General features: G+C 72.7%; 20 protein-coding genes. 4 read left to right on the top strand and 16 right to left on the bottom strand.

Annotation, left to right across the window (positions count from 1 at the left end):
- Positions 1 to 107: 107 nt before the first annotated feature.
- Positions 108 to 782, bottom strand: coding sequence for a CBS domain-containing protein (locus FKO37_RS27020; protein ID WP_238606307.1), 675 nt, complete (start codon positions 780 to 782; stop codon positions 108 to 110).
- Between the two features lie 146 nt (positions 783 to 928).
- Between FKO37_RS27020 and FKO37_RS27015 the strand changes: the two genes are divergently transcribed.
- The gene (locus tag FKO37_RS27015) at positions 929 to 1168 is read left to right on the top strand and encodes a PLDc N-terminal domain-containing protein (RefSeq protein ID WP_238606305.1); all 240 of its coding nucleotides are present in this window, start codon (positions 929 to 931) and stop codon (positions 1166 to 1168) included.
- Here FKO37_RS27015 and FKO37_RS27010 read toward each other — a convergent pair.
- Positions 1098 to 2027: a universal stress protein gene (locus FKO37_RS27010; protein ID WP_238606304.1), complete on the bottom strand. Its 930-nt coding sequence runs from the start codon at positions 2025 to 2027 to the stop codon at positions 1098 to 1100. The two genes, FKO37_RS27015 and FKO37_RS27010, sit on opposite strands and share 71 nt — an antisense overlap.
- Positions 2028 to 2238: 211 nt before the next feature.
- Here FKO37_RS27010 and FKO37_RS27005 point away from each other — a divergent pair, with 211 nt between their 5' ends.
- Positions 2239 to 2835 (top strand): hypothetical protein, encoded by a 597-nt coding sequence (locus tag FKO37_RS27005; RefSeq protein WP_238606302.1) that lies wholly within the window; start codon positions 2239 to 2241, stop codon positions 2833 to 2835.
- Between the two features lie 58 nt (positions 2836 to 2893).
- Complete coding sequence (locus FKO37_RS27000) at positions 2894 to 3931, top strand: zinc-dependent alcohol dehydrogenase family protein (RefSeq protein ID WP_238606300.1); 1038 nt, start codon at positions 2894 to 2896, stop codon at positions 3929 to 3931.
- A 703-nt stretch (positions 3932 to 4634) separates the two neighbouring features.
- Here the strand turns inward: FKO37_RS27000 and FKO37_RS26995 are convergent.
- The 12 genes from FKO37_RS26995 to FKO37_RS26940 form a co-directional block, all read right to left on the bottom strand.
- Entirely contained in the window at positions 4635 to 5336 is a 702-nt protein-coding gene (locus tag FKO37_RS26995; RefSeq protein WP_238606299.1) for a CBS domain-containing protein, read from the bottom strand.
- A gap of 10 nt (positions 5337 to 5346) precedes the next feature.
- The gene (locus FKO37_RS26990; protein ID WP_238606298.1) at positions 5347 to 5850 is read right to left on the bottom strand and encodes a universal stress protein; all 504 of its coding nucleotides are present in this window, start codon (positions 5848 to 5850) and stop codon (positions 5347 to 5349) included.
- Positions 5851 to 5879: 29 nt separating this feature from the next.
- Positions 5880 to 8123 (bottom strand): phosphoenolpyruvate synthase, encoded by a 2244-nt coding sequence (ppsA, locus tag FKO37_RS26985; RefSeq protein WP_238606296.1) that lies wholly within the window; start codon positions 8121 to 8123, stop codon positions 5880 to 5882.
- Positions 8120 to 10792, bottom strand: a complete 2673-nt coding sequence (locus FKO37_RS26980; protein ID WP_238606295.1) for a cation-transporting P-type ATPase — start codon at positions 10790 to 10792, stop codon at positions 8120 to 8122. Before FKO37_RS26980 ends, ppsA begins: the two co-directional genes overlap by 4 nt.
- 9 nt (positions 10793 to 10801) lie before the next feature.
- Positions 10802 to 11428 carry a hypothetical protein gene (locus FKO37_RS26975; RefSeq protein ID WP_238606294.1) on the bottom strand — a complete coding sequence of 209 codons (627 nt, stop codon included), beginning with the start codon at positions 11426 to 11428 and terminating at the stop codon, positions 10802 to 10804.
- On the bottom strand, positions 11425 to 11835 hold the full coding sequence (locus FKO37_RS26970) for a hypothetical protein (RefSeq protein WP_238606292.1): 411 nt from the start codon (positions 11833 to 11835) through the stop codon (positions 11425 to 11427). The genes FKO37_RS26975 and FKO37_RS26970 overlap by 4 nt, the downstream gene beginning before the upstream one ends.
- Positions 11801 to 12925, bottom strand: a complete 1125-nt coding sequence (locus tag FKO37_RS26965) for an acetate/propionate family kinase (RefSeq protein ID WP_238606290.1) — start codon at positions 12923 to 12925, stop codon at positions 11801 to 11803. The genes FKO37_RS26970 and FKO37_RS26965 overlap by 35 nt, the downstream gene beginning before the upstream one ends.
- Positions 12926 to 12943: 18 nt before the next feature.
- Entirely contained in the window at positions 12944 to 15589 is a 2646-nt protein-coding gene (locus tag FKO37_RS26960) for a GNAT family N-acetyltransferase (RefSeq protein WP_238606289.1), read from the bottom strand.
- Positions 15590 to 15650: 61 nt separating this feature from the next.
- Complete coding sequence (locus FKO37_RS26955) at positions 15651 to 16058, bottom strand: Hsp20/alpha crystallin family protein (RefSeq protein WP_134661439.1); 408 nt, start codon at positions 16056 to 16058, stop codon at positions 15651 to 15653.
- 35 nt (positions 16059 to 16093) lie between these two features.
- A complete protein-coding gene (locus FKO37_RS26950) occupies positions 16094 to 16675 on the bottom strand; it encodes a flavodoxin domain-containing protein (protein ID WP_238606287.1) in 582 nt (193 codons plus the stop codon).
- A gap of 23 nt (positions 16676 to 16698) precedes the next feature.
- On the bottom strand, positions 16699 to 17499 hold the full coding sequence (locus FKO37_RS26945) for a universal stress protein (protein ID WP_238606286.1): 801 nt from the start codon (positions 17497 to 17499) through the stop codon (positions 16699 to 16701).
- On the bottom strand, positions 17496 to 17675 hold the full coding sequence (locus FKO37_RS26940) for a hypothetical protein (RefSeq protein ID WP_134661442.1): 180 nt from the start codon (positions 17673 to 17675) through the stop codon (positions 17496 to 17498). Before FKO37_RS26940 ends, FKO37_RS26945 begins: the two co-directional genes overlap by 4 nt.
- A gap of 165 nt (positions 17676 to 17840) precedes the next feature.
- On the opposite strand from FKO37_RS26940, the gene FKO37_RS26935 reads away from it, so the two are divergent.
- A complete protein-coding gene (locus FKO37_RS26935; protein ID WP_238606285.1) occupies positions 17841 to 18995 on the top strand; it encodes a site-2 protease family protein in 1155 nt (384 codons plus the stop codon).
- On the opposite strand, the gene FKO37_RS26930 is transcribed toward FKO37_RS26935, so the two are convergent.
- Positions 18971 to 21244 (bottom strand): heavy metal translocating P-type ATPase, encoded by a 2274-nt coding sequence (locus FKO37_RS26930; RefSeq protein WP_238606284.1) that lies wholly within the window; start codon positions 21242 to 21244, stop codon positions 18971 to 18973. The genes FKO37_RS26935 and FKO37_RS26930 overlap by 25 nt on opposite strands.
- An 84-nt stretch (positions 21245 to 21328) precedes the next feature.
- Entirely contained in the window at positions 21329 to 22324 is a 996-nt protein-coding gene (locus tag FKO37_RS26925; protein WP_238608338.1) for a zinc-binding alcohol dehydrogenase family protein, read from the bottom strand.
- Positions 22325 to 22442 lie beyond the last annotated feature (118 nt).

Below are 22442 nucleotides of genomic sequence, written 5' to 3'. Positions count from 1 at the left end.
GGGGAACCCTGAGGGAATCAGATTTCCTCAGGGTTCCCCTCACGTACCTCAAGGAGCAGTCAGGTGGCGGGCGCACCACGCAACGCCCCCGCGCTGGCATCGCCGTCTCACCGCCGGGCGGCGGCCTCGTGCCGGCCCCCCGCGTACTGCAGCCGGTTGCGCACGCCCACCACTCCGGGCAGCACCTCGGTCAGCAGCTCGGCACGCTGCACCTCGCCGGGGCTGTCGACGGTCCCGGTCAAGGTGACCACGCCGTCGTCGACTCGCACCGACGTCGTCGCGGGGTCCGCCCACAGCGCCTCGCGCAGCACCCGGCGTTCGACCGCCTCCTTGATTTCCGCGTCCGGCCGGAGAAACACCGCGAGCACGTCCCGGCGGGCGAGCACTCCGGTGAGCGATCCGGAACCGTCGACGACGAACAACCGGCGCAGGTTCGCCTCGACCATCCACCATGCCGCGTCGGCCAGCGGTTCGTCCTGCCGGACGACGCGCACCGGGGTGCGCATCACATCGAGGGCCCGCCGGCCCCGCGCTCGCGCCCAGCGGCGACGGCGGCGAGGAGAAGCGAAAAAGCCGGGCGGGGGTCCTTCGGCCCGGCTGTCGTACCGGGCGAGCAGTTCCTGCTCCGAAACCACCCCGACCGGCCGCCCCGACCCGTCGGTCACCGGCACCGCCGAAATGCGGTTGGCGGCGAGAAGATCGACCAGTTCCTTGAACGGCGTGTCCGGCGCGGCAGTCACCACCGGCCAGTTCATCACCTCCGAGACCAGCAGTCCGGTCATCACAGCACCTCCGAGTTTTCGTTGCACCGTATGCTTTCCCTCGCCGGGCGGCCGGAGTCCGCGGTCCCCGGGAGCCGGGCCGTTCTCCCCTTCCCCGCCGGTCTCGCGGGGGTGTTGCCTGGGAGCCCGACCAGGAGGAGGAGCCCATGCGAGCACACCGGAAGTTTTCCGATCTCTCCCCCGCGCAGCGGCGGACCGTCCTGGCCGCCGCCGCGGTGCAGGTACTGCTGGCCGCGGCCGCCTGGCGGGATCTCGCGAAACGGCCCGAGGACCGGGTCAACGGCCCGAAATCCGCCTGGGCGGTCGCGATCGCGGTCAACTTCGCGGGTCCGCTGGCGTATTTCCGCTGGGGCCGGGCGGTTCCTCGCCGGAACCGGCGACGATGACCGGGCACAGCGCGTAGGACATCACCGCCTGGCTCGTGGACCCGAGCAGCAGTCCGCCGAACCCGCCGCGCCCGCGGCTGCCCACGACGAGCAGCTGCGCCCGGTCCGCCAGGTCCAGCAACTGCTCGGCAGGACGGCCGCGCACCACCAGCTGCCGCACATCGACGCCGGGATATTTCTCCGCCCACCCGGCGACCCGCTCGGCGAGCACCACGTGCGCCTCCTGCTCGATCCCGCTGTCGGCGTTCCAGCGGTTCTCCCGGAAGATCGCCGACAGCAGCCGGTCGTCCCAGCAGTGCACCGCGGTCAGCGGAGCGTTCCGCCACGCGGCTTCCTCGAACGCCGTCCCCAGCGCCAGTTCGCTCGACGGCGAACCGTCGACTCCCACGACGACCGGTCCGGTCGCCGGCGGCTCTTCGTCGCCCGCGTGCGGCCGGACGAGCGCCACCGGGCAGTCCGCGTGCGCGGCGAGAGAGATCGACACCGAGCCGAGCAGGATCCGGCCCAGCGGACGCAGTCCGGGGGTCCCGAGCACCAGCAGCACCGCCCCGTGGGACTGCGCGGCGAGGCACTTCCCGACGATTCCGCGCAGCAGCACCAGATCCGGAGTCAGTCCGGGGACCGCTTCCTGGGCGGCGTCGCGGGCGGTGCGCAGGATCCGGTGCCCGCGCGCGGTGAGCACCTTGCCGAAGTTCTCCACTGTCGGCAATGGACGGGGGAAGTCGAGGGCCAGCTCGTCGAGAACGTGCACGAGGCGCAGCGGAACCCCGCGTCCCGCCGCGGCGCGCGCCGCCCACCCGACCGCGTGCAGGGAAGCCAGCGAGCCGTCGACTGCGGCGACGAGTGCGGGTTCGGTCATCGGTTCCGCCTTTCCTTGTCCAGCCGGGCTTTCCCTCCGGACGGTAGGCGCGGACGGCACCGGGCGGCAGCGGCGTCGGTCCCCTCGTGCGTGGACCTTCGGCCCCTCCTCGGCGGTCCGCGCCCAACGGCCCGTCCGACGAGGACTTTCGGCTCCAGAGCCGCACTGGCCCGGCGGATCAGACTCGGGCCAGAGACGAATGGAGGTCCCCATGTCCGTCAAATCCCAGCACAGCACACCCCCGGCGAGCCGGACTCCGGCCGGTCGCAACGAGACGGTCGCGCAGCCGCCCTGGGCGAGCTACGGGGCCCGGTCGCTCGCGGTCCTGCGGATCGCCGCCGGATTCCTGTTCCTGTGGCCCTTCGCCGACAAACTGCTCGGCCTGGGCTACTCCACGCCCGCCGCCGGAGCCTGGATCCACGGCGGCTCGCCCACCAACGGCTTCCTGAGCAAGGTCGACGTCGGCCCGTTCGCGTCGATGTTCCACGCGTGGGCCGGAACGTGGTGGGCCGACTGGCTGTTCATGCTGAGCCTGCTCGGCATCGGGCTGGCGCTGGCCGCCGGGGCCGGACTGCGGATCGCCGCGGTCTCCGGGACCCTGCTGATGCTGCTCATGTGGGCCGCCGAATGGCCGCCCGCCCGCAGCACCGGCGCGGGAGCGGCCACGCATTCGGCCAACCCGTTCCTCGACTACCACCTGGTCTACGCGCTCGTCCTGATCGTGCTCGCCGCCGCCTGCGCCGGCGACACGTGGGGAATCGGCCGCCGCTGGGCCGCCTTCGTCGGCGACCGGACCTGGCTGCGCTGAACCGTCCACGGGCGTCCGCCGTGCCGGCGGACGCCCGCAGTCCTGTGAAGGAGGAACTGTGAAGGCACTCGTGTACGACGGCCCCGGTCGCCGGTCCTGGACCGACCGCCCGGACCCGGAAATCCTCGCGCCGACCGACGCGATCGTCCGGATCGACGCCGTCACCATCTGCGGCACCGACCTGCACATCCTGAAAGGCGACGTCCCCGAGGTCGAACGCGGCCGGATCCTCGGCCACGAAGCGGTCGGCACCGTCGTGCGCACCGGCGACGCGGTCGCCTCGGTCAAGCCGGGCGACCGCGTGCTCGTGTCCTGCATCAGCGCCTGCGGCCGCTGCGAATACTGCCGCCGCGGCAGCTACGGCCAATGCCTCGGCGGAGGCGGCTGGATCCTCGGCCACCTCGTCGACGGCGTACAGGCGGAATTCGCCCGGGTCCCGTTCGCCGACACCTCCGTCTACCTGCTGCCGCCGTCGGTGAGCGACGAAGCGGCCTTGTTGCTGGCCGACATCCTCCCCACCTCCTACGAGGTAGGAGTCCTCAATGGACGCCTCCGCCCCGGCGACGTCGTGGCGATCGTCGGAGCGGGCCCGATCGGCCTCGCTGCGATCACCGGGGCCCGGCTCTACAGCCCGTCGTCGATCATCGTGATCGACAAGGAACCCGCCCGGCTCGCGGCAGCCAAAGCGGCTGGTGCCGACGTGACGGTCCAGCCCTCGGAAGCCGAGACCGCGGTGCGCGAAGCGAGCGGTGGCCTCGGCGCGGATGTGGCCCTCGAAGCCGTCGGTGTCCCGGAGACGTTCGAACTGTGCGCGGAGCTCGTCCGCCCCGGCGGCCGGGTCGCGAACATCGGCGTGCACGGCAAACCGGCCACGCTGCACCTCGAACGGCTCTGGATCCGCAACGTCACCATCACCACCGGCCTGGTCGACACCTCCAGCACGCCGATGCTGCTGCGGATGCTCGCCGCCGGACACCTCGACGTCAGCCGGATGGTCACGCACCGGTTCGGGTTGCAGGAGATGGACGAGGCGTATGACGTCTTCGCGCATCCGCAGGACAGCGGTGCGCTGAAGGTCGCTTTGTTCCGCGAGTGAGCTGCGCCCCGGCGAACGTTCGTGAGGGGGCCCCTGAGGAAATCTGATTCCCTCAGGGGCCCCCTCACGCACCTCGAATACCAGCCAGATGGCGATCAATCGGGCATTTCGGTGCCGCTGGCGTCTCGTGTGGACAGTCAGCGGGCGGAATCGGCACAGCAACTTCCTGGCATTAACTCTGGTTCCGCAGGTCTGCCTTCATCGCCGGGCGCAGGCCGCGAGGGCGCCCTTCGCGAACGAGCCCGGCCGCCGGAACGCACCCAATGCCACATTCGGGTCTTCTCAACAGCTGTGGCATGCGGCGGCGTTACCGCGATGCGCAGTACCGGCCGGGCCGGGTGGCTCTCCGCACCCGCCGAAGCACGTGAGGGCCTCCTGACGGAATCTGATTCCATGCCAGGGACTTAAGGCGGCCCTGCGAGTGCGTGGGGAGTGCGTCCGCCCGGGTCGGGAAGGCCGGGCTGGCTGCCGGTCAGGCGGGCGGAAGCGCGGTGGGCGGTCTGTGAGGGACCCCTTGAGGGAATCTGATTCCCTCAAGGGGTCCCTCACAGACCCACGGATACGGTTATACGGGTATTACTCGGGCATTTCGACGGGGCTGGTGTCCTGTGTGGACAGCCCGCGGGCCGAGGCCGCCCGGCTCAAGTCCCCGGCATGGGAATCTGATTCCCTCAGGAGGCTCTCACGTACGTTCCGGCCTGGCTCACGGACGATGGATCGACCGGTCCGGGAACATCCCGCCCGCCGCGGGCACGCCCGGCCCGATGTTCCGGTCGTCCAGCTCCACCCGCAGGTGCTCCCGCGCCTCGACCACCCCGTCGACCCGGCTGATCAGAGCCTTGATCACCCCGATCATGCTGTACCGCTCGACGGCCCCGCTCAGCGACACCACCCCGTCGTGCACCGAGACGTACAGCGTGGACGGGTCGAGGCACATCTCCTGTTTCAAGACCTCGTCGCGCACTTCCTCGCGGATGTCGTTGTCCGAACGCAAATACGCCCGCACGAGGTCCGCCCGGGAGACGATCCCGGCCAGCGTCCCGTCGGCTTCGAGCACTGGCAGCCGGTGCACCCGGTGCTTCTCCATCAGCTGGGCCGCGCGCACGACGTCGTCCTCCACGTCCACCGTGACGGGCGGCGCCGTCATCAGGTCGGCCGCAAAGAGTGCTTCGGCCTTGTGCTTGCCGCGTCGTGCCTGCGGTCCGAGGCCGTGGTGTTCGACGTTGCGCTCCAGCAGATCGCCGCGCGAGACGACCCCGAGCACGCGGCCGTCCTTGTCGACGACCGGCGCACCGCCGACGCCGCGTTCTTCCAGCAGTGCGGCGACGGCCTTGAACGATGTGCCCGGCACGACCTGTGCGACATCGGTCGTCATCACCGAGCGGATCCGGCGTGTTCTCTTCATTTTCCGCTCCTCACAACAGGGGTCCGGGGTAGTAAGCGCCCGCGGCCGCTTCCGGCAGCGGTTCCCGTTCTTCGGCCGACCGGGCCGGGACGATGACCACCGGGCAGCGCGCGTGCCGCAGGCAGTACTCGGAGACCGAGCCGACCAGCATGCGCAGCACCCGGCTGTGCCCGTGGCTGCCCAGCACCAGCATCGCCGCCTCCGCCGACGCGCGGACCAGTGCCGGGCCGGGCGCGCCGTCGATCGTGCCGCTGCGCACGCGCACCCCTTCGGCCTCGTCCCGTGCTTGGTCCAGCACTTGGTCCAGTTCGTGCTGGTAGCGGGCGGCGATGTCGTCCGGCGAACGGGTGACCGCCGATTCGAGGTCGCCGAGCGGGTCGAACGTCCAGGCTCGCAACGCCACCACCGTCCGGCCGCTCGACTTCGCTTCCGCCAGCGCCCAGCGGACCGCCGCGGCGCTGCCCGCCGACCCGTCGACGCCGACGACGATTTCGTGTTCATTCGCTGTGGTCATGGTTTTCTCCTCCGTGCACGATGCGGCGCTCAGCGCGCCTTTTCCAGCAGGACGCGGCGTTCGGCCGCGGCGATCGCGCCGCGCGCCGCCCCGATCGCGTCCGGGTTGACCGAGATCGACGTGATCCCGGCGCGCACGAGATGTTCGGTGAACGCCGGGTTCGTCGACGGCGCCTGGCCGCACAGCGACGACGTGATGCCGCAGTCGCGGGCTGTCCGCACGATTCTCGAGACCGCGTCCAGCACCGCGGGATCGGCCTCGTCGAACAGTTCCGCGCACACCGCCGAATCCCGGTCGACGCCGAGCATCAGCTGGGTGAGGTCGTTGCTGCCGATCGATACCCCGTCGATGCCGAGGCCGGCGTACTCGCGCAGCCAGTAGACGACCGACGGGACCTCGGCCATGATCCACCGGTGCAGCCCGCGCTGCTTGCCGAGCGGGCTCGCGTCCACCGCCTCCAGGCACGCCTCCAGTTCCCATTTCGTGCGCACGAACGGGATCATCAGGTGCAGGTTCGGCGTCCGCTCCCGCACCCGCGCCAGCGTCCGCAGTTCCAGCGCGAACAGGTCGTGCTCGCGCACGTAGCGGTAGCAGCCGCGGTAGCCGATCATCGGGTTGTTCTCGACCGGCTCGTACTCGGCTCCGCCGTCGAGGCCGCGGAATTCGTTGCTGCGCAGGTCGGTCGCGCGGTAGACCACCGGACGCGAGCCGAACGCGGCGGTGATCTCGAGCAGCGATTCCGCCATAGCGTCCACAAAGGACTCTTCCTCGCCGCGCGCGATCAGGGCGCGCGGATGCCGTCCGCCGAGTGCCGTGGTCAGCAGGAACTCGGCCCGGAGCAGGCCGACCCCGTCGACCGGCTGGGCCGCGACCTCGGCGGCGTGGTCGGGCATCGCGAGATTGACGTACAACCGGGTGCCGATCGCCTCGGCGGCAGCGGGCGCGGCGACCGGTTTCGGGTGCGCCGCCTCGTGCGCGATCGCTCCCGCTCGCACCTCGCCTTTCGTGCCGTCGACAGTGATCAGCGCGCGGTCCGCGAGCACCCGGGTGGCGTCGCCGGTGCCGACGACGCACGGCACGCCCAGTTCCCGGGCGACCACCGCGGCGTGACAGGTCATCCCGCCGCCGTCGGTGACCAGCGCAGCCGCGCGACGGATCGCCGGGACCCAGTCCGGTGTCGTCATCGGGGCCACCAGCACCTCGCCGTCGCGCAGCCGCCGTGCTTCGGCCGGATCGCGCAGCACCCGGACCGCGCCGCTGCCCTCGCCGGGCGAGGCCGCCAGCCCGGTCACCAGCACGCCGGCGGCGCCTTCCTGAACCGGCGGCAGGGTGGTGATCGGCCGGGACTGCACGAGCCAGGTCTGGTGATCGGCGATGGCGAACTCGATGTCCTGCGGCACGCCGTAGTGGTCCTCGACCCGGCAGGCGAGCCGGGTCAGCCCGAGCACGGTGGCGTCGTCGAGCACGCGCCGGCCGCCGACCTGCGCGGTCAGCGCGACCTTCACGTCTCCCCCGCCCGCTTCGGGGATGATCTTGTGCGACTGGGCCCCGATCCGCGCGCTGAGCACGCGGAGGTCCTCTTTCGCCACCACGTAGGTGTCCGGGTCCACCGCGCCGCTCACGATCGCCTCGCCCTGGCCGAACACCGCTTCGACCACCGCCCGGTCGCGGTCGCCGGTGCGCGGGTCGGCGGTGAAGATCACGCCGGACCGCTCGGCCGGGATCATCCGCTGCACGACGACCGCGATCGCCGGTTCGCCGGTGAATCCCCGGCTCGCCCGGTAGCTCACCACGCGCGGCGAGAACAACGACGTCCAGCAGTCCACCACTCGCGCGGCCAAGGCTTCTTCGTCGACGACGTTGGTGTAGCTGGCGTTCATGCCCGCGAAGGAGGCTTCGCTGCCGTCCTCCCCGGTTGCCGACGAGCGCACCGCCACCACCGGCTGGTCGCCTAGTGCCCGGTACGCGCCGGTCACCTCCGACGCCAGTTCCGGAGGCAGCCCGGCGGAGCGCACCAGCTCTCGCAGCCGCTCGCAGGCGGCAGCCAGCTCCTGTGCGTCGTCCACCGCGATCAGCGCCTTGGCGTGCAGGTCGGCGATCTCGGCACGGACCCCGGCGGCCTCCAGCGCGGACCAGTACGCGTCGCGAGTGACGACGAATCCGTCCGGCACCGGGTAGCCCGCGGAGATCAGCTCGCCGAGGTTCGCCCCCTTGCCGCCCGCCGTCTCGGCATCAACGAGCCGGATCTCGGCCAGTTTGCGCACGTGTGTCATGACGATCCTCCTCGGGTACCGCGGGTCAGGCGGCGGAACAGCTCGTCCGCGCCCCAGACCAGCACCGGCATCGGCGCCAGCACCGCGTACACCCACGCGGGCAGCGCCGCGGTGCCGAAGACGCCCTGGAGCCAGGGCAGGTAGATGAGCGCGGCGGCGAAGGCCAGTTCGAAGGCGATGCCGCCGAGCAGAAGCTTGTTGGTGCCCAGGCCGATCGCCCGCAGCGACACCCGTTCGGTGCGGGCGGCGAACGCGGTGCCGTTCTGGCAGAACACGATCGCGGCGAAGCTGGCCGTGGTGGCTTGGAGATAGGCGTGGTGCAGCGGCGCGCCGTCCGACACGTCCGCGCCGGGGTGCCAGCCCGCGGCGTACAGCACCGCGAAGAAGGCGCCGAGCACGAGCGCCGCCGACAGCACGCCCATGATTCCCCACGCTCGCAGGAGCATCCGGCCGGTCACCACGCCTTCGCGGCGGGAGCGCGGCCGGCGGGCCATCAGCCCGGGCTCGGCGGGCTCCCGGCCGAGCGCGAGCGCGGGCAGCGTTTCGGTGCCGAGGTCGATCGCGAGGATCTGCAATACCGTGAGCGGCAACGGGATCGCGCCGCCGGAGATCGCGAACAGCAGGAACGGCAGCACCTCCGGCACCGCGTGCGCGAAGATGTAGAGCACGAATTTGCGGACGTTGTCGAACACCCGGCGGCCCTCGCGGACCCCGGCGACGATGGTCGCGAAGTTGTCGTCGGTCAGCACGACAGTCGCGGCTTCTTTGGCCACGTCGGTGCCGCTGACGCCCATCGCGACGCCGATGTCGGCCCGCCGCAGCGCGGGCGCGTCGTTCACCCCGTCGCCGGTCATCGCGACGACCTCGCCGCAGTCGCGCAACGCGTCGGCGATGCGCAGTTTGTCCTCCGGTGCGGCACGCGAGAACACCACTTCGTCCCCGCCAGCCAGCACCGTGTCGAGGTCCGCTTCCGGCATGCGCGCGAGCGCGGTGCCGTCCACGACCCGGTCCGCGCCGATGCCGACCCGGCGGGCGATCTCGGCCGCGGTCAGCCCGTTGTCCCCGGTCACGACGTGCACGGTGATCCCGGCGGAATGGCAGTCCGCGACCGCGGCGGCGACCTCCGGGCGAGGCGGGTCGACCAGGCCGACGAAGCCGAGCAGGCACAACCCGTTCTCCGCTTCCACGCGGCTGCCCGGGATCGCCGGCGTCTCCCGCCGGGCGATGGCCAGCACCCGCAGCGCGCGCCCGGCCATGCTGTCGACGAGCGCCGCCAGCTGCGCGCGCCGGGTCGCGGTCAGCTCCGTTCCGTCGAACTCCGTGGTGCACAACGGGAGCACCTGTTCGGGCGCACCCTTCACCGCCACCACGAGGCCGCCGTCCACGAAGTCCACTGTGGACATCCGCTTGAGCCGGGGATCGAACGGGTACAACGTTTTCCGTCCGGCTTCACGGGCGCTCGCGGTCACGTTCGCGCCGTGGTCCGCGGCGAACCGAAGCAGCGCGAGTTCGGTCGGATCGCCGGATTCCCCGTCGAGGTCCGCGGTGCTGCACCGCGCGAGGACCTCGGCGGTCTCGCGCGGCTGCGCCGAATCCGCGCCGTCCGGGCCGCGCAGTTCCTCGACCCGCATCGAGTTCTGGGTCAGCGTGCCGGTTTTGTCCGTGCAGATCACGGTGGTCGAGCCCAGCGTCTCCACCGCCGACAGCCGCTTCACGAGCGCGCCCGCCTTCGCCATCGACCGCACCCCGGCCGCCAGCGCGAGCGTGATCGTCGGCAGCAGGCCTTCGGGCACGTTGGCCACCAGCAGGCCGATCGCGAACACGAAGGCGGCCGACCACGAAAGCCCCGCCGCGACGCCGAGCGGAAGGAACCCGACCCCGACGACCACCGCGACCCCGGCGATCAGCCACGCGACCCGCCGCACCTGCCGCTCCAGCGGGCTCTCCTCGCGGCCGATCCGTGCCGAGAGCGACGCGATCCGGCCGATCTCGGTGCGCCGTCCGGTCGCGTGCACCACGGCCCGCGCGGAACCCGCGACACAGACCGTGCCGCTGAAGACCAGCACCGGGGAATCCAGCGAACGGTCGGCGTCGTCCACGGCGTCGGCGGTCCGGGTCACCGGAGCCGACTCGCCGGTGAGCATCGACGCGTCGACGTCCACCGTCCCTTCGATCAGCCGCGCGTCCGCCGGAACCCGGTCGCCTTCGGCGAGCAGGACGACGTCGCCGCGAACCAACTCGGTTGATTCGAGGTGCACGACGACGCCGTCGCGCAGCACCGCGCTGCGCTCGGGCAGGTACTTGCCCAGTGCTTCGACCGCCCGCTCCGCCTGCTGTTCCTGGAAGAACGCGAGCAGCCCGTTCAGGATGATCACCCCGACGATCGCGAACGCCAGGTTGGTCGTCCCGGCGAACCACGCCAGCCCGGCCGCGACCCACAGCAGCAGGGCAAGCGGGTGGACCAGCTGGCGCAGCAGGGCGAGCGGCCACTGCCTGCCGCCCTTGTGCGGCAGCTCGTTCGGCCCGTAGACCTGCAGTCGCCGGGCCGCTTCCCGGCCGCTCAAGCCGCCCGGCGCGGAACGGAGATCCCGCAGCAGGAGGCCGATCGGCTCCCGTGCGTCGACCTCGGGCTCCGCTGTCGCGGGCGGCGGGCGCAGATGCGTGGTCATGGAATTCCCTCAGCTCTCGAACACGAGAAGGACCGCCTGCGGAGCCGGGCTCTGGTCCCCGGGACGCACCTCGGTCGTCAATCCGCGGACCGCGGCTGCGACCCGCAGGGAATGGACCGCCGCGCCGACCAGAACGCGGTCGACGCGAGTCGTTCCTTCGGCGAGCACCACGAGGCCCCGGCTGCCCGCGTGCCGCGATACCCGGGTGCGCGGCCAGGTGTTCTCCCGCGCCAGCTCCGCGAGCACGCCCGGATCGGCGACCGGCACCGCGCGGCCTCGCGGCGGACCGGCGACCACGCGCAAGGCGAGGTACCGGTCCCAGTCGCTCGCGGTCGCCGGGTCGTCCGCCCCGGGAGTCACGGCCGCGACCACGTCCGGGCGGCCCGGGTCGTCCGGGAACGACAGCACCGGGCGGATGCCCAGTCCCCGCAGCACGATCCAGGCGGCGGACAGCGCGGTGCCGCATCCGGCGAGCACGTGGCGTCCGCCGGGATCGTGCCGGAGCCGGCCCACCCGGGAGATCGCCAGCTCGCCTGCCCGGGTCTCGACCACGAAACGGCGCACGTCCAGCCGCGCCAGCGCGTCCACGAGCACCGCTCGCGCGCAGCGGTCCCAGGCGAAAGCGACGTCGCTCATCCGATCGCTCCGGCGGGTTCCGGCCTCGGTCTCGGAATCGCGACCGCTGCCTGGCAGGTGGCCAGCAAAGTCTCCGCGTCGGTCACCGTGACCCGGTCCTCAAGCCCCGCGGGCGCGGCCACCGGCAGCCCAGGTTCCGGCGGGACGATCGCCACCGGCACTTGTTTCCGCAGCGCGCACACGACCCCGAACTCGCGTGCGGCGAGCTCGTCCCCGGCGTCGCGAACGTCCACGGCGAGCACCGGCGGATCGGCGCGGTCGTCGAGCGGGCACGACGAACCCGGCACGAGTGCGAGGCAGATCCCTTCCCCCGCATGGCACCGGCTCACCCGGCACCCGTTGTCCCGCAACGGCTTGCTGAGCGCGTCGCAGTCACCGAACTTCGCTTCGGTCAGCAGTACGTGCACGATGCACCTCATTTCCCAGATCGGCGAGCACGGTTTCCGCGCCGCGGGCGAGTTCCAGGTCTTCCCGGGCGCGGACCACAAGCACCGGCGCGGCCGAGCCGGACGCGCTGATCGCCCGGTCCGCGTCGGACCTCTCGAGCGCCCCCACCCGCACGCCCAGCGCCCCGAGGCCGCGCGCGACCTCGGCGACGGTTTCCGGCTGGTATTGCGCGACCCCGCCGGTGAACACCAGCGCGTCGAGCCGGTCGAGGCTGACCGCCGCCGCGCCGATTTCCCGGCGGAGCCGGTGGACGTAGACCTCGACCGCCAGCGCGGCGTCGGCGTTCCCGGCCGCGGCGGCCGTCCGCACTTCTCCGAGGTCGCCGCTGGTCCCGCTCATCCCGGCGAGCCCGGACCGCAGGCACAGCGCGTCGGCCAGCTCGTCGGGTCCCATCGGCGCGGTTTTCATGACGTGCAGCAGCAATCCCGGGTCGATCGAACCGGACCGGGTGGCCATCGCGGGCCCTTCCAGCGGGGTGAACCCCATCGACGTGTCCACGCTCCGCCCGCCGCGCACCGCGGTCACCGACACCCCGGCTCCGACGTGTGCGCAGACCAGTTGCAGCTCGTCGACCGGCCGCCGCAGCAGTTCCGCGGCACGGCGCACCGCGTACTGCACGGACAAACCGTGGAAACCGTAACGGCGCAACCGGTTCTGCCGCGTCCACTCGCGCGGCAGCGGGTAGTGCGCTGCCGCGTCGGGCAGCTCGGCGTGGAACGCGGTGTCGAAACAGGCCACCACCGGCACACCGGGCAGCAGTGCCCGGACCTGCCGGGCGACGTCCAGCGACAGCGGCTGGTGGATCGGTGCCAGCGGAACCAGCCGGTCGAGATTCGCGATCACCTGGTCGGTCACCAGCACCGGCGCTTTCTGCGCGCCGCCGTGGACGAACCGCACCGCCACCGCGTCCGGCCGGGGCCAGCGCTCCACGGCATCGACGACCGCGCGGGACATGTCGCTCTGCCACGCCGCCCAGCCGACCGCGACGCCGTCGTGCACGACCGCCGCCTTCATACTGGAGGACCCGGGATTCAGGGTCAGGATTCGCACTGGCTTCTCCTCGCTCGCTCAGCCGGACAGCTTGCGCAGGTACGGATCGGCGGGCTTCCGGCGCTCGAGCCGGATCCGGACGTCGAGCGCGGCGCAGCCGTCCGCCCGCGCGACCACCGGATTCAGGTCCAGTTCCGCGAGTTCCGGCACGAGCGTCGCCAGCCGGCCGGTCTTCAGCAGCAATTCGCGCACCGCGGCCCGGTCGATGCCGGACGCCCACAGCGCCTCGGCCGAGCGCAGGCCGTCGAGCAGCAGGTCCGCGTCCGGTCCGGTGAGCGGGGCGAGCCGCGCGGCGCGGTCGGCCACCAGATCGGTGTCGACCCCGCCCAGCCCGAACACCACCAGCGGGCCGAACACCGGGTCCGAGCGCACGCCGACGAGCAGTTCCCGGCCGCGGTAGGCCATCGGCTGGATCACCACGCCGCGCAGCGCCGGGCCGAATCGCGTCAGCAGCAGCCGGTACGCGTCCCGCGCACCGGACGGTCCCTCGACGCCGAGCAGCACGCCGCCGCCTGCGGACTTGTGCAACAGTCCCTCGGCATCCGCCTTCACCGCGATCGGCCCGTCGAATTCCTCGGCGGCGCGGACAGTCTCGGTCTCGTCGCGGGCGTATCGGGTCAACACCAACGAGATTCCCGCGAGCCGAAGCAGTTCCGCCGCGGCGGCGGGCGACAGCCAGCCTTCGCGCTCCGCTGCTCGCGCCGTCGCGAATTCCCGCACCGCGGCGGAATCGATCTCCGGCAGAGTCGTGGCGTCGTTCCTGGGCCGGGCGAGCCATTCGGCGTACTCGGCCTGCCGGGCGAGCACGAGCGCGGCGGTGGCCGGATCGTCGTAGCACGCGGTGATCGCGGGCCCGTCCGCGCACAGCGGCGACACCCGTTCCCGCTGTCCCGGCCGGACCGCGAGCACGGTCTTCTCCGCGCCCGGCAGCACGTCGGCGAGCGCGGCCGCGGGGTTCCCGACCGCAGTCGGAACCGTCGCCGCGATGACCGCGTCGACACCCGGATCGGCGAGCACGATCTTCAGCGCCTGCCCGAATTTCTCCGCCGGAACCGCCGCTGTCGTGTCCACTGGATTGTGCACAGCGGCCTCGGCGGGCAGCAGCTCGCGCAGGCTGGCCGCGGTCCCCGCCGACAGGCTCGCCATCGTGAGCCCTTCGCGCTCGCACGCGTCGGCCGCGAGCACCCCGGCTCCGCCAGCGTTGCTCAGCACGGCGACCCGACGGCCGTGCGGAAGCGGTTGCCAGGAAACACCGGCGAGCACATCCACCAGCTCGGCGACCGTGTCGACCGCGATGATGCCGGCCTGTGCGTAAAGCGCGTCACGAGTCACCGCGGGAGTCGCCGCGGCGGCAGTGTGCGAAGCAGCGGCGCGCTGGGCGGTCCCGCCGCTTCCGGCCCGCACCGCGAGCACCGGCCGGGTCCTCGCCAGCCGAGCCGCCAGCCGGGCGAATTTGCGGGGATTGCCGAAAGATTCCAGGTACAGCACCACCGTCTCGGTGCGCCGGTCGCTCGCCCACCACAGCAGCAGGTCGTTGCCGCTCACGTCGTATTTGTCTCCGGTGGAAACCAGCGAGGAAAGCCCGAGGCCGAGCCCGGTCAGCGCCTCGACGAGGGCGATCCCTACCCCGCCGGACTGCGTCGCGACGCCGATGCCCCCGGCCCGCGGACGGCGGGCGAGGAACGTCGCGTCCAACGGACAGGACGGATCCGTGGAAAGCACGCCGAGACAGTTCGGGCCGACCAGCCGCATGCCGTGCCTGCGCACCGCGTCGCGGACGCGCTCGCCGTCCGCGGTCCCGGTCAGCCCGGACGAAACGACGACCGCCGCGGCCACTCCGCGTTTGCCGCATTCCTCCACCGCGTCCGCGGCGGCTTCCGCGGGAAGGCAGATCACCACCAGTTCGGGAGTCCGGGTCAGGTCCGCGACCGACGGCGCGCAGCGCACGCCGAGGATTTCTTCCGCCACCGGATGCACGACCTCGACCGAGCCGGGAAAACCGCTGTCCAGCAGGTTCGCCAGCACCGCGTGCCCCACCGAGCCCGGCCGCCTGCCCGCGCCGATCACCGCGACCGACGCCGGCCGCAGCAGATGCGCCAGGCTGGCCGCCTCGGCGACCTCGTCGCGGCGGGCGAACGCGTCCGGGTAGCGGTCCTCGCCGTCCAGCCAGATCGTGACCGACCATTCCGGGCCCTCGTGGTCGATTTCGTAGGGCAGGCCGAGTTCTGCGAACACCCGGATCACCTTCGCGTTCTCCGCGAGCACTTCGGCGACGAACCGGGAGATGCCGTGCGCGCGGGCCGCCGCGGCGAGGTGTTCGAGCAGCAGCGTCGCGATCCCGTGCGTGCGCCGGCGCCCGTCCACGACGAGCGCGATCTCGGCGTCGGCGCTTTGCCCGATCCGCTCGCAGTGCGCGACCCCGGCCAGCTGCTCGCCGAGAAAACAGCCGACGGCCGTGTGGCATTCGTCGGACGTCCCGGCGATCTCCGCCGCCAATCTGTCCACAGTGGACGGCAGCGGGCCGAAGAACCGGAAGTACCGGTCCCGCTCCCCGAGGTCGGTGTGCAGCCGCAGCACGGCCTCGGTGTCGGCCGGTCCGAGCGGGCGCACCAGGCCGACCTGTCCGTCGGCAAGCAGCACCCGTGCGGGCTGGTCCGCGCTCATCGGAACTCCTCCCTGCGCGAGGCGGCGGGCACGGCCGCGACCGTGCCCGCCGCCTGGTCCGTCATGCCTTGTCGACGTGGATCGAAACCTGCTTCTCGTGCGGCTGCCGCGCCAGCGGCATCGAGATCTCGAGAATGCCGTCGGCGTACTTCGCGGCGATCTTGGCGGCCTCAGCGCCGGCGGGAAGGCCTACCGTGCGGCTGAACTTGCCGTAGTAGAACTCGCTGCGGCCGCCCGTGTCCTTCTTCGCTTCGCGCTCCGCCTCGATGGTCAGCAGCCCGTCGTGCGTGGTCACGGAGATGTGTTTCTCGGGATCGAACCCCGGCAACTCGGCTCGCACCGTGTACTTGCCGTCCTCGGCGGACTCCTCGATCCGCACCGGGTTGTGCTCGGCGAACGGCCACGGGTGGTCGAGCCAGGCGGCGATGCTCGGCAGCGCCAGCCGGGAACCGGGCAACAGCGACGTCATTGCGCGCTCCTCTCTTCGCGAACGGTCTCGCACTTTCAGACAACTCCAGGCGTCCGCCGCGGCGACGCGGCCGGATTGCCTGAAGACGATGGACGAAGGTCACCGGCCGTCCCCGCGCTCAGCTCGCGGGCGATCGCCCGGCCCCAGGCGCGGATCACCGGCCAGTCCCGGTTGTCGCCGTCGCGCACCCGCAGCGCCGCGACCATCGCGCGTTCCGGGAATCGCAGCAGGGAACGGTCGAGCCGGCCGCCGAAGAGCCGGTGCTCCTTCGCTCCGCTGCGGGCGAGCACGTCGGTGACGTCCACCGGTTCTTCGCCGGGTTTGCTCCGCTCCCCCACCGGACCGCTGGAAAACAGCCACACCGGGATCCGGGACAGCTCGTCCTGATGGGCCCGCACCAGTTCGCGGGCGGGCTCGAGCCAGTGTCCGATGTAGACAGCGCTGCCGAGCACCGCGGCGTCGCAGCCGTCGAACGACTCAACGCTGCCCGCGTCTGCCACCACCACCTCCGCGGGCGTGCCCGTCTTCGCGAGCTCTCCGCGCAGCGAAACCGCGATCTGCTCGGCGATCTCCCGGGTCGCCCCGTGCCGGGTCGCCACCGCGACAACAATTCTCATGAGACTCCGTCCTTTCGTCACAGTCAGCGGACGATCACGACTGGGCAAGCCGCGTGCGCCAGCAGACCGTTGCCGGTAGAGCCGAGCAGGCCGCCCGCGACCGGTCCGCGGCCGCGGCTGCCCACGACGACCACGCGGGCGCCCCGGGAAATCCCGGCGAGCGCACGGGCCGCCGAACGAGCACGCACCGCCCGGACGCGCACCGGAACTGCCGGATGTTTCCGGGACCACGCGGCGACCTGTTCAGGGACACCGCGTTCCCGGTTTCCGTCGTGCCACGCGTGCACCGCCTCCAGCGCCGCTCCGTGCGTTTCGGCGGTTTCGAAGGCGAAGGCCAGCGCTCGTTCGCTGCCGCCGGAATCGTCGACCCCGACCACCACCGGCCCTGCCGGATCCGCGCGGCCGCGCACGACCGCTACCGGACTGCGAGCGGAGGCCGCGACGCTGAGCGGCACCGAACCGGCGACCGCGCCCCGCACCCCGCCCACACCGGACCACCCGAGGACGAGCAATCCGGCTTCGGCCGACTGTTCGACGAGAAGACCGGCCGCGGCCCCGAGCCGAAGACACATCCGCACCGAGACCCCGGGCACCGCGCGGCGTGCCTCGTCCGCCGCTCGGCGAAGCAGGCGGTACCCGGGTTCGAGCAGCAATTCCGCTTCGACGGGCGGTTTCCGGTGCGGCAGCAGGTCCGGGTCGTCGAACACTTCGGCGCGGAACACCACGAGCCCGCCGCCGCGCGACCGGGTTTGCGCCGCCGCCCACCGGACGGCGGCCGATGACTGCGGCGAGCCGTCGATCCCGACGACCACCGGCGGGATCATCGGTGCGGCGCTGGCGCCGGCTCGGGGACCTCGCCGCGTTCGTTTTCGTTGCTCGCCCGCTGTTCCTCCGCCAGGAGATACCGCCGCATCGCCGGGCCGTGCCCGCCGTGCTGTCCGCGCTCGGCGACGCTGCGGCGGGCGTCTTCCTCGATCAGCGCCTTTTCCTTCTCGTCCATCGCGTGCCTCCTCCGAGCCGGGACTCGCTCGTCCCGAAGCCGACGCTAAGACCGCGCGGCCGGCGGCCGCTGCGGGCGGACGTCCGCGGCGCCGGAGTCTTTGGTCCCGCGGCGAGAGGCGCTGCGGCCCTGCCGCTCGCACCGGCCCAGCGGGAGATTCGGGCCATGACACAGGCGACATTCCCGCTCGGCCGCGTCGCCGGGATCCGCGTCGGCGCGCACTGGTCCGTGCTGATCGTGATGGGCCTGCTGGCCGATCTCCTCGCGACGACCGTCCTTCCGCTCGGCGCCCGCGGTTCGCCGGTCGCGGTCGACTGGACGGTCGCGGTCGTGAGCGCGCTGGTGTTCCTGGCGTCCCTGCTCGCGCACGAGCTGTGCCACGCGCTCGTCGCGCGGCATTACGGGCTCCGGGCGGAACGCATCACGCTGTGGCTGCTCGGCGGTTCCACCGAGTTGCCCGAGGAACCGCCGACGCCGCGCTCCGCGCTGCTCATCGCGGCGGCCGGGCCCGCGGCGAGCGCAGTGGCGGGCGGAGGGTTCCTCGGCGCGTCCGCGCTTGCCTCCCCGCTGCTGCCCGCGGTGGTCACCGTGGCGCTCGCCTGGCTGGGCTGGGCGAACGGCGTGCTCGCGGTCTTCAATCTGCTGCCGGGGACGCCGCTCGACGGCGGGCGCGTTCTCGAAGCCGTCGCGTGGCGGCTGACCGGAAACCGGGCCCGTGCCCGGCGGATCGCCGCCGCCGGCGGCCAGGTGCTCGCCAGCGCGCTCGCGGCCTTCGGCGCCTGGCAAATTCTGGCGCTGGGCAACCTCGGCGGACTCTGGACGATCGCCATCAGCTGGTTCCTCGCCGTCGCCGCGCGCACCGAGATGTCCGCGGCCCCGCTGCGGCAGCTGCTTTCCCAGCTCCGGCTCCGCGACGTCATGAGCACCGAACCGGTCACCGCACCCGGCTGGTACACCGTGCAAGGCTTCCTGGACCAGGCCGCGCGGACCCGGTTCCGGACCTTCCCCGTGGTGTCCTTCACCGGGGCACCGGTCGGTGTCGTCAGTCTTTCCGCGCTGTCCCGGGTCCCGGAAACCGAGCGGACCGCCACGCGGCTGGAGGACATCTGCGTAAAGCCGCCCGCCTGCCTGATCGCCAGTCCGGACACGCCGCTCTCCCAAGTGTTCGGGGGCGTGCGGCTGCGTCCCGGCCAGGACCTGGTGCTCGTCGTCGACCACGGCGAGCTCGCCGGAGTAGCGGCTCCGGGCGATCTCGCGCGGACGCTCGAACTCGCCGGACTCGGCGTGCGGCCCGCTCACGACGCCGGCAGCGTGAAATAGGCTTCCTCCTCCTGCGCGAAATGCAGGGTGAGCACCGCGTCCAGCCCGTACAGCGTCGCGCGCAGGTCGTCGACCTGGTCCGCCTGGATCCTCGACGGCGACTCGGCCAGATGCCGTTCCAGCCGCCGCGCCAGCCGGGCGATCTCGGCGTGCGCGCGGCTCATCGGCACCGTGCTCTCCGGACTGCCCAGCGCATCGGCCAGCGCCGGGTACAGCTCGGTCTCCTCCGCGGTCTCGTGCGGCAGGACTTGCCGCAGCAGCACGTCGCACGCGTGCCGGACAGCCCGATCCGCCGCCGGGGTCGGACCGCCGGCCAGTGCGTCGGCGGCCTGCCGGATCGCCAGCAGCGCGGGCCGGAGCCGCTCGTGCTCGGTCTCGAAGCGGTGCACCAGCTGGGCGGGTGCCGGAGCCGCGACCGCGGGGACCCGCAAGGCGCGCAAGGCGTTGAGGATCACCGCGACGTCGATGCCCTCCTGCACGATCGCGCCCCAGACCGGCGTGAGGAAACCGGCTGCCGCGGCCGCCATCGCCGCCAGCGACAGCGCCACTCCGGCCGCGGCGCTCTGCACTGCCAGCCGCCGCGCGCGCCGAGCGATCTCCGCGGCGTCGGCGAGCCGGTCCAGCCGGTCGTCGAGGATCACCGCGTCGGCCGCCTGCGCCGCCGCCGTGGCGCCGCGGGAACCGAGCGCAACGCCGACGTCGGCGGCCGCGAGCGCCGGAGCGTCGTTCACGCCGTCGCCGGTCATCACGACGAGTCCCTCGGCCCGAGCGGCGAAAACCGCCGCGACCTTCTCCGCCGGGCTGACCTCCGCCTGGACGCGGTCGAGGCCGAGCAAGGCCGCGACCTCCCGCGCGTTGTCCACCCGATCGCCGGTGAGCAGCCCGATCGTGGCGATCCCGGCCGCCCGCAGCCGGCGCGTCGTGCGGGCCGCGTCGGGGCGGACCCGGTCCTTCGCCAGCAGCGCCGCCACCGGCTCGCCGTCGCACTCGACCCAGAGCACGGTCGCCAGGTCGAGCCGTCCCCGGCGCGCGGCACTGCGCGCCCAGGCCGGCGTCTCCCGGCCGGCGGCCGGCCTGCCCACTCGGACCAGCCGCCCGCCGACGCGCCCGGCGACCCCGGAACCGGGCACCTCGCCGACCTCGACCGCCGGGGCGCGTTCGATCCCGGCCGATTCCGCGGCCCGGACGACCGCCGCGGCGAGCACGTGCGGCGAGTAGTACTCGACGCTCGCGGCCAGCCGGAGCACCTCCTCGACGGGGTGCCCCGGCGCGCACACCACGTCGGTCACCTCCGGCCGCCCGGCGGTGACCGTGCCGGTCTTGTCCATGAGCAGCACCCGGGCCCGGCCAAGCGACTCCAGCGCGGCACCGTCCTTGACCACGACCCCCGCCCTCGCGGTGCGCGACATCCCGGCGGTCACCGCGATCGGCACCGCCAGCAGCAGCGGGCACGGAGTCGCGGTCACCAGCACCGCGACCGCCCGTTCCGCTTCGCCGCTCAGCAGCCACGCCGCACCGGCCATCAGCAACGCCGCGGGCAAGAACCACACGGCCACCCGGTCCGCCAGCCGCGCGACCGGTGCCGTCTGCGCCGCCGCCGACTCGGCCAGCCGGACCACCCCGGCGTACGTGCTTTCGTCCGCGCTCGCCGCCGCCGTGATCTCCGCCGCGGCCCCGGCGTTCACCACTCCGCTGCGGACCGCGTCCCCGGCGGTGCGCGCGACCGGGAGCGGTTCCCCAGTGAGGGCCGACTCGTCGAATACCCCGCCGGTGGCGAGCGTCCCGTCCACGGGAACGACCTCGCCGGTCAGGACGACCACCGCGTCCCCCGCGGCGACTTCGCCCGCCGGGACCTCGCGAAGGTCGTCCCCCGCCCGCACGTGCGCCGTTTGCGGCACCCGGTCCAGCAGCGCGGTCAGGTCCCGCGCGGCGCGGCGCTGTGCCCGCGATTCGAGCACCCGCCCGGTCGCGACCATCACCGCGACGACCGCGCCGGCGAGGAACTCGCCGACCGCGAGGGTCGAGGCGAGCGCCAGCACCGCCAGCGAATCCGCGCCCCAGCGCCGGTGCCGCAGATCCTCGGCCACCCACCAGACGGCGGGAGCCAGCGCGACCGCGGTCGCCGCCGCCCAGCAGCTGCCGGACCCGGGGTTCCCCCACCACCAGAGAATTCCTCCGGCTGCCAGCAACACAGCCACCGCGGCGAGCAGCAGCGCTTCGCCCGGCAGCCGCTTCCCTTGAAGTGTCATGACGCCTCCCGGCCGCACGATGCGCCGAAGGCCTCCGGCCGGGAAAGGGCCGAAGGACCCCGGTTCAGTCCACAGTGGACGGAATCAGTCCGCGTGCAGGACAGCGGCTCCGGTGACCCGGTCCGCCGCCAAGTCCGTCAACGCCTCCGCCGCCGCGGACAGCGGATAGGACATCGTCCGGACGTGCAGCCGGTGCGCTCCCGCGAACTCCAGGAACTCCCGCGCGTCCGCCCTCGTGTTCGCGGTGACGCTGCGCACTTGCCGTTCCTGGAAGAGATGGTGCTGGTAATTCAGCACGGGTATGTCCGAAAGATGGATACCCGCGATCGAGAGTGTGCCGCCTCGGTCCAGCGCCGCCAGCGCGACCGGCACCAGTTCCCCGGCTGGCGCGAAGAGGATCGCCGAATCCAGCGGTTCCGGCGGCGCCTCTGCCGCGTCGCCCGCGGAAGCGGCACCGAGCTCGATCGCCAGCTTCCGGGCTTCCGGACTGCGGGTCAGCACGTGCACCGTCGCCCCGCGCGCGAGCGCCACCTGCGCGGCGAGATGCGCACTGCCGCCGAACCCGTAAATGCCGAGCCGGCCGCCTTCGGGGACCTCGGCCCGCTTCAACGCCCGGTAGCCGATCACCCCGGCGCACAGCAACGGCGCCAGCTCTTCGTCGGAGTAGCCGGCAGGCAACCGATGCGCGAACGCGGCGGGGACGACGGCGTACTCGGCGTATCCGCCGTCGGCGTCCCATCCGGTGTACCTCGACTCCGGGCACAAGTTCTCCTTGCCGGACACGCAATAGCGGCACGCGCCGCAGGTTCCGCGCAACCAGGCGATGCCGACCCGGTCCCCCGTCCCGAAGCCGCCGGCCCTCGCCTCGACCACCTCGCCCACGATCTCGTGGCCGGGCACCACTCCGGCGCGGTGCACTGGAAGATCGCCCTCCGCCACGTGCAAATCGGTCCGGCACACCCCGCACACGCGCACCCGCACCAGCAGTTCGCCGTCTCCTGGCTCCGGGACCGGCGTCCGTTCCCGCACCAGCGGGCCGCCCGCCATCGGACCGGGCGCGCGCACCCGCCAGGCCCGCATTTCCGCCGTCATCGCGGCTCCTCTCGTCCGCAGTGCCCCGTCCAGGATGTCGGCGGGCCGGATCCGGGACGACGTCCGCAGGTCCCGCCCGCCGGGGACGTTCGGCTCTTCTCTCCGG

The organism is Amycolatopsis sp. Poz14, assembly GCF_006704225.1.
Lineage (GTDB): Bacteria > Actinomycetota > Actinomycetes > Mycobacteriales > Pseudonocardiaceae > Amycolatopsis > Amycolatopsis nivea.
This window is presented reverse-complemented; position numbering and strand designations above follow the sequence as displayed.

Excerpts from the sequence above, each read along its gene's own strand:
- FKO37_RS26990 (WP_238606298.1), bottom strand. The coding sequence starts at position 5,850 with ATGACCACAGCGAATGAACACGAAATCGTCGTCGGCGTCGACGGGTCG.
- FKO37_RS26940 (WP_134661442.1), bottom strand. The coding sequence starts at position 17,675 with ATGGACGAGAAGGAAAAGGCGCTGATCGAGGAAGACGCCCGCCGCAGC.
- FKO37_RS27010 (WP_238606304.1), bottom strand. The coding sequence starts at position 2,027 with ATGACCGAACCCGCACTCGTCGCCGCAGTCGACGGCTCGCTGGCTTCC.
- FKO37_RS26995 (WP_238606299.1), bottom strand. The coding sequence starts at position 5,336 with ATGAAGAGAACACGCCGGATCCGCTCGGTGATGACGACCGATGTCGCA.
- FKO37_RS26975 (WP_238606294.1), bottom strand. The coding sequence starts at position 11,428 with ATGAGCGACGTCGCTTTCGCCTGGGACCGCTGCGCGCGAGCGGTGCTC.
- FKO37_RS26925 (WP_238608338.1), bottom strand. The coding sequence starts at position 22,324 with ATGCGGGCCTGGCGGGTGCGCGCGCCCGGTCCGATGGCGGGCGGCCCG.
- FKO37_RS27020 (WP_238606307.1), bottom strand. The coding sequence starts at position 782 with ATGACCGGACTGCTGGTCTCGGAGGTGATGAACTGGCCGGTGGTGACT.
- FKO37_RS26980 (WP_238606295.1), bottom strand. The coding sequence starts at position 10,792 with ATGACCACGCATCTGCGCCCGCCGCCCGCGACAGCGGAGCCCGAGGTC.
- FKO37_RS26960 (WP_238606289.1), bottom strand. The coding sequence starts at position 15,589 with ATGAGCGCGGACCAGCCCGCACGGGTGCTGCTTGCCGACGGACAGGTC.
- FKO37_RS26950 (WP_238606287.1), bottom strand. The coding sequence starts at position 16,675 with ATGAGAATTGTTGTCGCGGTGGCGACCCGGCACGGGGCGACCCGGGAG.
- FKO37_RS27015 (WP_238606305.1), top strand. The coding sequence starts at position 929 with ATGCGAGCACACCGGAAGTTTTCCGATCTCTCCCCCGCGCAGCGGCGG.
- FKO37_RS26935 (WP_238606285.1), top strand. The coding sequence starts at position 17,841 with ATGACACAGGCGACATTCCCGCTCGGCCGCGTCGCCGGGATCCGCGTC.
- FKO37_RS26945 (WP_238606286.1), bottom strand. The coding sequence starts at position 17,499 with ATGATCCCGCCGGTGGTCGTCGGGATCGACGGCTCGCCGCAGTCATCG.
- FKO37_RS26955 (WP_134661439.1), bottom strand. The coding sequence starts at position 16,058 with ATGACGTCGCTGTTGCCCGGTTCCCGGCTGGCGCTGCCGAGCATCGCC.
- ppsA (WP_238606296.1), bottom strand. The coding sequence starts at position 8,123 with ATGACACACGTGCGCAAACTGGCCGAGATCCGGCTCGTTGATGCCGAG.
- FKO37_RS26930 (WP_238606284.1), bottom strand. The coding sequence starts at position 21,244 with ATGACACTTCAAGGGAAGCGGCTGCCGGGCGAAGCGCTGCTGCTCGCC.
- FKO37_RS27005 (WP_238606302.1), top strand. The coding sequence starts at position 2,239 with ATGTCCGTCAAATCCCAGCACAGCACACCCCCGGCGAGCCGGACTCCG.